This window comes from Streptomyces sp. MK37H (genome assembly GCF_018035285.1).
In the GTDB taxonomy this organism is placed as follows: Bacteria; Actinomycetota; Actinomycetes; order Streptomycetales; family Streptomycetaceae; genus Streptomyces; species Streptomyces endocoffeicus.
This window is the reverse complement of record NZ_JAAAYH010000068.1, coordinates 20,181-29,238: the sequence shown is the minus strand read 5'-3', so window position 1 is coordinate 29,238 and position 9,058 is coordinate 20,181. Positions and strand designations below refer to the sequence as shown.

Genomic DNA, 9,058 nt, shown 5'->3' with positions numbered 1-9,058 from the left:
CCGGGGTCGACGTCGATTGGACCACCCTGTACCCGAGCTCCCCGGCACCCCGCGTGGTCGCCCTGCCCACCTACGCGTTCCAGCGTGAGCGCTACTGGCTCGACGGCCACGGCGGACGCGCCGGCGACCCGGCCGACCTGGGGCTGGTCTCCGCCGGACATCCGCTGCTGGGCGCCGCAGTGGAGCTCGCCGATGGCCGTGGCCACGTGCTGACGGGCCGGATTTCGGCGCGTACGCACACATGGCTCGGTGAGCATATGGTGGCGGACGCGGTGCTGGTCCCCGGCGCGGCGCTGGCCGAGTGGGTGCTGCGGGCGGCCGATGAGGTCGGCTGTGACGGTGTGGATGAGCTGGCGCTGCACGTGCCACTTGTCTTGCCGCCGTCGGGTGGGCTGCGGGTGCAGATCGTCGTGGGCGAGGCCGCCGAGGACGGGCGGCGCGAGGCGCGGGTGTACTCCCGGCCCGCCGCCGGTGAGGGAGACTCCGGCACGGGCTGGATCTGCCATGCGGAGGGTGTGCTGAGCCCGCCCTCGGACCGTTCCGACGAGGCGCCGGGGCTGGGCGGGGCGTGGCCTCCGGCCGGTGCGGCACCGCTCGGCGTCGACGGGTTCTACGACCGGGTCGCGGCCTCGGGCTATGCCTACGGGCCGTCCTTCCAGGGGCTGCGGGCAGTGTGGCGGGACGGGGCCGACGTATGCGCGGAGGTGGTCCTGCCCGAGGCCGCAGGGGAGCAGGCCGGATTCGGCATTCACCCTGCGCTGCTGGACGCCGCGCTGCATCCCGCACTGCTGATCGACCAGCTCGACCCGCACGATGACACCGAGACGACCGGTGACGAACCAACCGATGGCCGGGTCTGGCTGCCGTTCGCCTGGAACGGTGTGACGTTGTGGGCGGCCGGGGCGACCACGGTCCGAGTACGTCTCTCTCCCCACCAGGAGACCGCCGAGGGCGAGCGGGCACTGCGGCTGACCGTGGCCGACGCAGTCGGCGCTCCGGTGCTGACGGTCGACTCCGTGGCGATGCGGCCCGCGAGCGTCGATCAGCTGCGGGCGGCGGTGGCTCCGGGCAGCCACGCCACGGACAGTCTGTTCACCGTCGAGTGGACTCCCCTGCCGCTCGCGGCCGGGGCCGGAGAGGCGGCGGCCGGGGCCGATCGCTGGGCGGTCCTGGGCGCCGACGGCCACCCGGATCCGGCCGCGCTCGTCGCGGCACTCGATGACGACGAGCCCGTACCGCCCGTCGTTATCGCCGACATGACCGACCTGGCCGACCTGACCGGGCCCACCCGTGAGGGCGCCGAGGAGGCATCGGCCGAGGCGTTGTCGGCGACCGAACGGGCGCTGGAGCTGGTACGGGGCTGGCTGGCCGAACCGCGGCTGGCGGATGCCCGGTTGGTGGTGATCACGCTAGGTGCGGTCGCCGTCGACGGCCCCGAGAGCACCACCCGGGTGGACCTGGCCGCGGCCGCCGTATGGGGCCTCGTACGCAGCGCACAGTCGGAGAACCCCGGCCGGTTCGTCCTCCTCGACCGCGACGATGAGCCCAACTCCCAAGCCGACCCCCACACCGACTCCGTCCGCATCGCCGTGGCGCGCGCCGTGGAGATGGACGAGCCCCTGCTGGCCCTGCGCACCGGTCGGGCCCTCGTGCCCCGCCTGGTCCACGCAGGTACGGGAGGCGCGGGGCTGGTGGGCCCCGTGGCGCAGCCGGAGGCATGGCGGCTGGACACGGCGGGCACGGCGACCCTGGAGAACGTCGTACCGGTGCCCTGCCCCGAGGTGCTGGAGCCCCTGGGCGCGGGCCAGGTGCGGATCGCCGTGCGCGCCGCTGGTGTCAACTTCCGTGATGTCGTGGTCAGTTTGGGCATGGTGCCAGGCCAGACCGGACTCGGTGGAGAGGGCGCCGGGGTCGTGGTGGACATCGGCCCCGAGGTGACCCACGTGTCCGTGGGCGACCGCGTCATGGGCGTCCTCGACCAGTCGTTCGGACCGCTCGCGGTCACCGACGCGCGGTTGCTGGCGCCGATCCCGGATGGCTGGAGCTTCCGGCAGGCTGCGGCCGTACCGGTGGCCTATCTCACCGCCTGGTACGGACTGACGGACCTCGCAGGGCTCCGGCCCGGAGAGTCGGTGCTGATCCATGCCGCGACCGGTGGCGTGGGAACGGCCGCCGTGCGGATGGCGCGCCACCTGGGCGCGGAGGTCTACGCGACGGCGAGCCCGGCGAAACACGGGGTGCTGGAGGAGATGGGCATCGACCAGGCCCATCGGGCCTCGTCGCGCGACCTGGCCTTCGAAGAGGCGCTCCGGGAGGCCACCGGTGGTCGTGGCGTCGATGTGGTGCTCAACAGCCTCGCCGGCCCCTTCGTCGATGCCTCACTCCGTCTCCTCCGCGAAGGCGGCCGGTTGCTGGAGATGGGCAAGACCGACATCCGCGACCCGGAGCTGATCGCGGCCGAGCACCCCGGGGTGACCTACCGGGTCTACGACCTGATCACCGATGCCGGTCCGGACCGTATTGGCGAAATGCTGCGCGAACTGGGCGAGTTGTTCGCATCCGGTGCGCTCGAATCGCCCCCGGTACATGCATGGCCGCTCAGCCGGGCGCGTGAGGCATTGCGGTATCTCAGTCAGGCCAAGCACACCGGCAAGCTGGTCCTGGATGTCCCCGCCCGGGTGGACACGGACGGCACCGTGCTCATCACCGGTGGCACCGGCACCCTCGGCGCTCTGGTGGCCGAGCATCTCGTCCGCACCTGGAACATCCGTCATCTGCTGCTGGTGAGCCGCAGTGGCCCCGACGCACCCGGAGCGAAGGAGCTCGTGGCCCAGCTCGCCGACCTGGGCGCCGAGGCCCGGATCGAGGCGGTGGATGTCACCGATGGCGCCGCGGTGCACGGCCTCGTCGCGGGCATCGACCCGGCGCACCCCCTGACCGGTGTCGTCCACGCGGCCGGCGTACTGGACGACGCGGTGGTCACCTCGCAGACCCCGGAGCGTCTGGCGCGGGTATGGGGGCCCAAGGCCACGGCCGCGGCCCATCTCCACGCCGCCACCGCGCATCTGCGGCTCGGCATGTTCGTGATGTTCTCCTCGGCCGCGGGCGTGATGGGCAGCCCGGGCCAGGCCAACTACGCGGCGGCCAACGCCTATTGCGACGCCCTGGCCGTCCACCGCCAGGCCATGGGCCTCCCGGCCGTCTCGGTGGCCTGGGGCCTGTGGGCCGATACCAGCGGTATGACCGGGCATCTGGACGAGGCGGACCTGGCCAGGATGTCCCGCTCCGGCATCGCCGCCATGTCCGGTGCGCGGGCGCTGGGGCTGATGGACGCCGCCTGCTGGCACGGCGCCCCGCAACCCGCGGCCGTACAGCTGGACCTCCGGACCCTGGCCGCCCAGCCCGCGGACACGCTGCCCGCCCTGCTGCGTACGCTCCTCGACAGCGGGACGACCACCCGTCGTACCGCCGCCACCGGGGCGCCCGCCGCCGGTCTGGTCGCCCAGCTCACGGCGGTGTCCGCGGAGGAGCGGCACCGGATCCTGCTCACGCTGGTGCGCACGCAGGCAGCGGCGGTGCTGGGCCACACCGACGCCGGTGCGGTGTCCGGTGACACCCCGTTCAAGGACCTGGGCTTCGACTCGCTGACCGGTGTCGAACTGCGCAACCGGCTCGCCGCCGCCACCGGGCTGCGGCTGCCCGCCACCGTCGTCTTCAGGCATCCGACGCCCTCGGCCATCGCCGCCGAACTGCGCGAGCAGCTGTGCCCCGCGCAGGCGGACACCTCGACGCCCGTCTTCGGCGAGCTGGAGCGGCTGGAGGCGGCGATGGCGGGGCTCGGTGCCCACGACGAGGCCCGCGGCCGGCTGGCGAAGCGCCTGGAGGCGCTGCTGTGGCGGCTCAACGACGGCACACCGGCCGAGGCCACCGGCGAGCACCGTCCCTCCGCGGACGACGGCGCCCTCGACTCCGCGTCGGACGACGAGTTGTTCGAGTTCATCGACAGGGAACTGCCCTCTTGATCGTGAGTGAGGACTGATGTCGGGTACGGAAGAGAAGCTCCGCCAGTATCTGAAGCGGGTCACGGTGGATCTCGGGCAGGCCCGTCAGCGGCTGCGCGAGATGGAGGAGCGGTCCCAGGAGCCGGTGGCCATCGTGAGCACGGCCTGCCGCTATCCGGGTGGTGTCGGCTGCCCCGAGGAGCTGTGGGAGCTGGTGGCCTCCGGTGGCGACGGCATCACCGCGTTCCCCACCGACCGCGGCTGGGATCTGGAGGGCCTCTACCACCCGGACCCCGACCACCCCGGCACCAGCTATGTCCGGCACGGCGGTTTCCTGGACGGCGCCGACCGTTTCGACGCGGAGTTCTTCGGGATCAGCCCGCGCGAGGCACTGGCGATGGATCCGCAGCAGCGGCTGCTGCTCGAGGTGGCCTGGGAGCTGTTCGAACGCGCGGGTGTCGACCCGGTGACGATGAAGGGCAGCCGGACCGGTGTGTACGCGGGCGTGTCCAGCCAGGACTATCTGTCCCGGATGCCGCAGGTCCCCGAGGGTTTCGAGGGCTATGCCACGACCGGCAGCCTGACCAGTGTGGTCTCCGGCCGGGTGGCGTACACCTTCGGTCTGGAGGGCCCGGCGGTGACGGTGGACACGGCGTGTTCGTCGTCGCTGGTGGCCATGCATCTGGCGAGCCAGGCGCTGCGCCAGGGCGAATGCGATCTGGCGCTCGCGGGCGGGGTCACCGCGCTCACCACACCGACCGCGTTCGCCGAGTTCTCGCGGCAGCGCGGGCTGGCCCCGGACGGCCGCTGCAAGTCCTTCGCGGCCGCCGCGGACGGCACGGGCTTCTCCGAGGGCGTCGGCCTGGTGCTGCTGGAGCGGCTGTCGGACGCGCGGCGCAACGGGCATCGGGTGCTGGCCCTGATCCGGGGCTCGGCCGTCAACCAGGACGGTGCCAGCAACGGACTCACCGCGCCCAACGACGTATCGCAGGAACGGGTGATCCGCCAGGCGCTGGCCAGCGCACGCCTCGCCGCCGACCAGGTCGACGCGGTGGAGGCCCATGGCACGGGCACCTCCCTCGGCGACCCGATCGAGGCACACGCGCTGCTGGCCACCTACGGACGGGACCGGCCCGGTGAACGGCCCCTGTGGCTGGGGTCGCTCAAGTCGAACATCGGCCATGCCCAGGCGGCCGCCGGGGTGGCCGGTGTGATCAAGATGGTGATGGCGCTCCGCCACGAGACGCTGCCGGTCACTCTGCACATCGATGAGCCGACCTCGCATGTGGAGTGGGAGGGCGGCGGGGTACGGCTGCTGACCGAACCGGTGGCGTGGCCGAGGGGCGAGCGCCCCCGCAGGGCCGGGGTGTCCTCCTTCGGGATCAGCGGCACCAACGCCCATCTGATCCTGGAGCAGGCCCCCGAGCCGAGTAGCCCTGCCGGGCAGGAGGAGCCCGAGCCGGAGGAGCCCGCGGACCGCACTCCCGTGGCGCCGGCGGCGGTGGCGACGGCGGTGGTGCCCTGGGTGCTGTCCGCCCGTAGCGGCCAGGCCCTGCGGGGGCAGGCGGCGGCGCTCGCCCGGCGGATGGCCGCCGATCCGGGGCCGTCCATCGCCGAGGTGAGCTGGTCGCTGGTCACCACCCGCTCGGTGTTCGACCACCGGGCCGTGGCCGTGGGCGAGACCCGCGAGGAACTGATGGCGGCCGTCGAGGCGCTGGCCACCGGCGGGACGCACCCGGGCCTGGTCCACCCCGGTGGTGCCGCCGTGGCCGGGGATCCGGGCCCGGTGCTGGTGTTCCCCGGCCAGGGCTCGCAGTGGGCGGGCATGGGCGCCGGACTGCTCGACGCCTCACCCGCGTTCGCCGCCCGCGTGGCGGAGTGTGAGCGTGCCCTGGCGCCGTACGTCGACTGGTCCCTCACCGATGTGCTACGCGGTGCCGACGGGGCGGCCGACCTGGGCCGTGTCGATGTCGTACAGCCCGTCCTGTGGGCCGCGATGGTGTCGCTCGCCGCGGTGTGGGCAGGCCATGGCGTACGTCCGGCGGCGGTGATCGGGCACAGCCAGGGCGAGATCGCGGCGGCCGTGGTGGCCGGGGCCCTGTCCTTGGAGGACGGTGCCAAGGTCGTGGCGCTGCGTAGCAAGGCGTTGCGGCGGCTGGCCGGTGGCGGGGCGATGGCCTCCCTGGGAGTGAGCCGCGAGCGGGCCGAGAAGCTGCTGGCCGGGCTGGGCGACCAGACGGCGGCCGTGGGCGTGGCGGCCGTCAACGGGCCCTCGTCCACGGTGATTTCCGGCCCACCCGGGCAGGTTGCGCACGCCGTGGCGGCGTGTCAGGAAGCGGGCGACCGGGCGCGGCCCATCGAGGTGGACTACGCCTCGCACAGCCCTCAGGTGGACGAGATCGCCGACGAGCTGACGGAGGCCCTGGCCGGTGTCCGGCCGGTCGCGTCCACGGTGGCGTTCTACTCCACGGTCACCGCCGGCCGGATCGACACCGCCGCGCTGGACACCGGCTACTGGGTGACCAACCTCCGTGAACCGGTGCGGTTCGCCGACACCGTCCGGGCGCTGCTGGCCGATGGCCACCGTGTCTTCATCGAGAGCAGCACCCATCCCGTACTGACCGTCGGCATGCAGGAGAGCTTCGAGGAAGCCGGGCTCGACGCCGTTACCGTGCCCACGCTCCGGCGCGACCACGGCGGCCCGGCGCGGCTGATCGAGTCCCTCGCGCTGGCCTTCACGGCGGGCGTCGCGGTCGACTGGACCACCCTCCACCCCACCGGTCCCGCCGCCCCGCGCACCGTCGAACTGCCCACCTACGCCTTCCAGCGGGAGCGGTACTGGCTGGCCGACTCGGTGTCGTTCGACACGCGGGCCCCGGCGGACGAGGAGGAGTCCCGGTTCTGGGCCGCGGTGGAGGGCGAGGACCTGAGCGCGCTCTCCGAGACGCTGAGCCTCCCGGACGACACCGGCCACCGGACCTCACTGGGCACCGTGCTCCCCGCGCTCTCGACATGGCGCCGCGCCCGGCGTGAGCGCTGCGCCGTGGACTCCTGGCGCTACCGCGTCGAGTGGCGGCCCGTCACCGATGCCGCCCCTGCCCCTGCGGGCTCCTGGCTCGTGGTCCACCCGCAGGGCGCCCCCGACGCCTGGACCGACGCCTGCGTACGGGCGCTGGGCGCGGACGGCGGCCAGGCGCGGCGGCTGGAGGTGGCCGAGGACATCGACCGCGAGGGGCTCGCCGAGCTGCTGCGCTCCCGGTGCGCCGAGGAGCCGCCATCGACGGGCGTCCTGTCGCTGCTGGCTCTGGACGACGCCGCGCCGTCACTGCTCCCCGGCGTGGCCCCCGGCCTGACCGGCACACTCACTCTGCTCCAGGCGCTGGTGGACGCCGCCGTCACCGCGCCCCTGTGGTGCGCCACCCGTGGTGCGGTCGCCATCGATGATTCCGAGTCCCCCGACGCTCCCCACCAGGCCCAGCTGTGGGGGCTCGGCAGGGTGGCCGCCCTCGAACACCCCGACCGATGGGGCGGGTTGGTGGATCTGCCCGTGAGCCCGGACACCCTCGACGCGGAGCGGCTGCGCGCCCTGCTGACAGGTGCCTGGGGCGAGGACGAGGTGGCGCTGCGCCCGGCCGGTGCGTACGGACGTCGGCTGGTCCCCGACCCGATCGGCGGCCGGGTCCCGCGGCGCACCTGGAAGCCCCGGGGCACCGTGCTCATCACCGGAACCGCCGACGGGCCCGCCGCCCATGTCGCCCGCCACCTGGCCGCCGACGGGGCGGAACACATCGTGATGCTGTGCCCGGGAGGTGGCGATGCCCCCGGCGCCGTGGAGCTGAAGGCCGAACTGGACGCGCTCGGCACCGGACTCACCGTGGCCGACCACGTGCCCGCCGACCGGGAAGGCACCGCGCGCCTCGTCGAGCGCGTGGCGGAGGCCAGCGGACGGATCGGGACCATCGTCCACACCTCGGCCTCCGGCGAGCTGGCCCCGCTGATGGAGCTCACCCCGCGGCGGCTGGCCGAGGAGATCCGCGCCCACCTGGACGACGCCGGGCGCCACCTGGACGAACTCTGCGGCATGGGTCCCGAGGACACCGTGGTCTACTTCTCCACCGTCGCAGCGTCCTGGGGCAGCAAGGACCACGGCTCCTACGCGGCCGCCACCGCCTGCCTCGACGCGCTGGCACGGCACGACCGGGCCGACGGCCGGTCCACCGTCTCGATCGCGTGGGGGCTGTGGGACCTGCCGTACGGCGGTGACACACCGGACGCGACGACGACCTCGCACACCGAGCGCTCCCGGCGGCAGGGCCTGACCCCGCTGGACCCCCGGCCGGCGCTGACCGCACTGAGCCAGGTGCTCGACCACGATGATCCGGGCGTCACCGTCGCCGATGTGGCATGGGAGCGCTTCGCACCGCTGTTCACCCTCGCCCGTCCCAGCAGGCTCTTCGACGGTGTCCCGGCCGCCCGCCAGGCCATCGAAGCCGCGCGGGGACCCGCGGCGGACACCGGCGCCGACGTGGCGTCGGCGCTGCGGCGGGAGCTGGGCGCCCTGCCCGAGGACGAGCGGGTCGAGCGGCTGCTGGCGCTGGTACGCGCCCATGTGGCGGCCGTACTGCACTATCCGGCGCCGGAGGCGGTCGAGCCGGACCGTCCGTTCAAGGAGCTCGGGTTCGACTCCATCGCGGCCGTGGAGCTCAGGAACCGGCTGCGCGCCGCCACGGGGCTGAGCCTGCCGACCACGGTGGTGTTCGACTATCCGACACCTCGCACGCTGGCGGGCCATCTGCTGACCGAGGTGGACCCGGGGGAGGCCGACGCGGCACATCCGGTGTCCGGACACCTCGACGAGCTCGAGGCCGCGCTGGCCGGGCTGCCGATCGGCGACCCGCGGCGGGCCGGTCTGGTGAACCGGTTGCAGGCCCTGGTGTGGAAGTACACCGCCACCGCGCAGGAGGCCGATGAGCCTGCGGGCGAGCAGGATCTGGCGGCGGCCACCGCCGATGAGGTGTTCGCCCTCATCGACCGCGAACTCGGGGTCTGACCGGCGG

General features: G+C 73.8%; 2 protein-coding genes. Both read left to right on the top strand.

Translation table 11 applies throughout. The annotated features are described in order from the left end of the window. A partial coding sequence (locus tag GWI24_RS12965; RefSeq protein ID WP_210946103.1) for an SDR family NAD(P)-dependent oxidoreductase occupies positions 1–4,022 on the top strand: 4,022 nt, incomplete at its 5' end. Between the two features lie 16 nt (positions 4,023–4,038). Further along, a complete protein-coding gene (locus GWI24_RS12960) occupies positions 4,039–9,051 on the top strand; it encodes a type I polyketide synthase (RefSeq protein ID WP_210946102.1) in 5,013 nt (1,670 codons plus the stop codon). Positions 9,052–9,058 lie beyond the last annotated feature (7 nt).

What these genes read in the sequence shown, in the direction of transcription:
- GWI24_RS12960 (WP_210946102.1), top strand. Translation starts at nt 4,039, where the DNA reads ATGTCGGGTACGGAAGAGAAGCTCCGCCAGTATCTGAAGCGGGTCACG.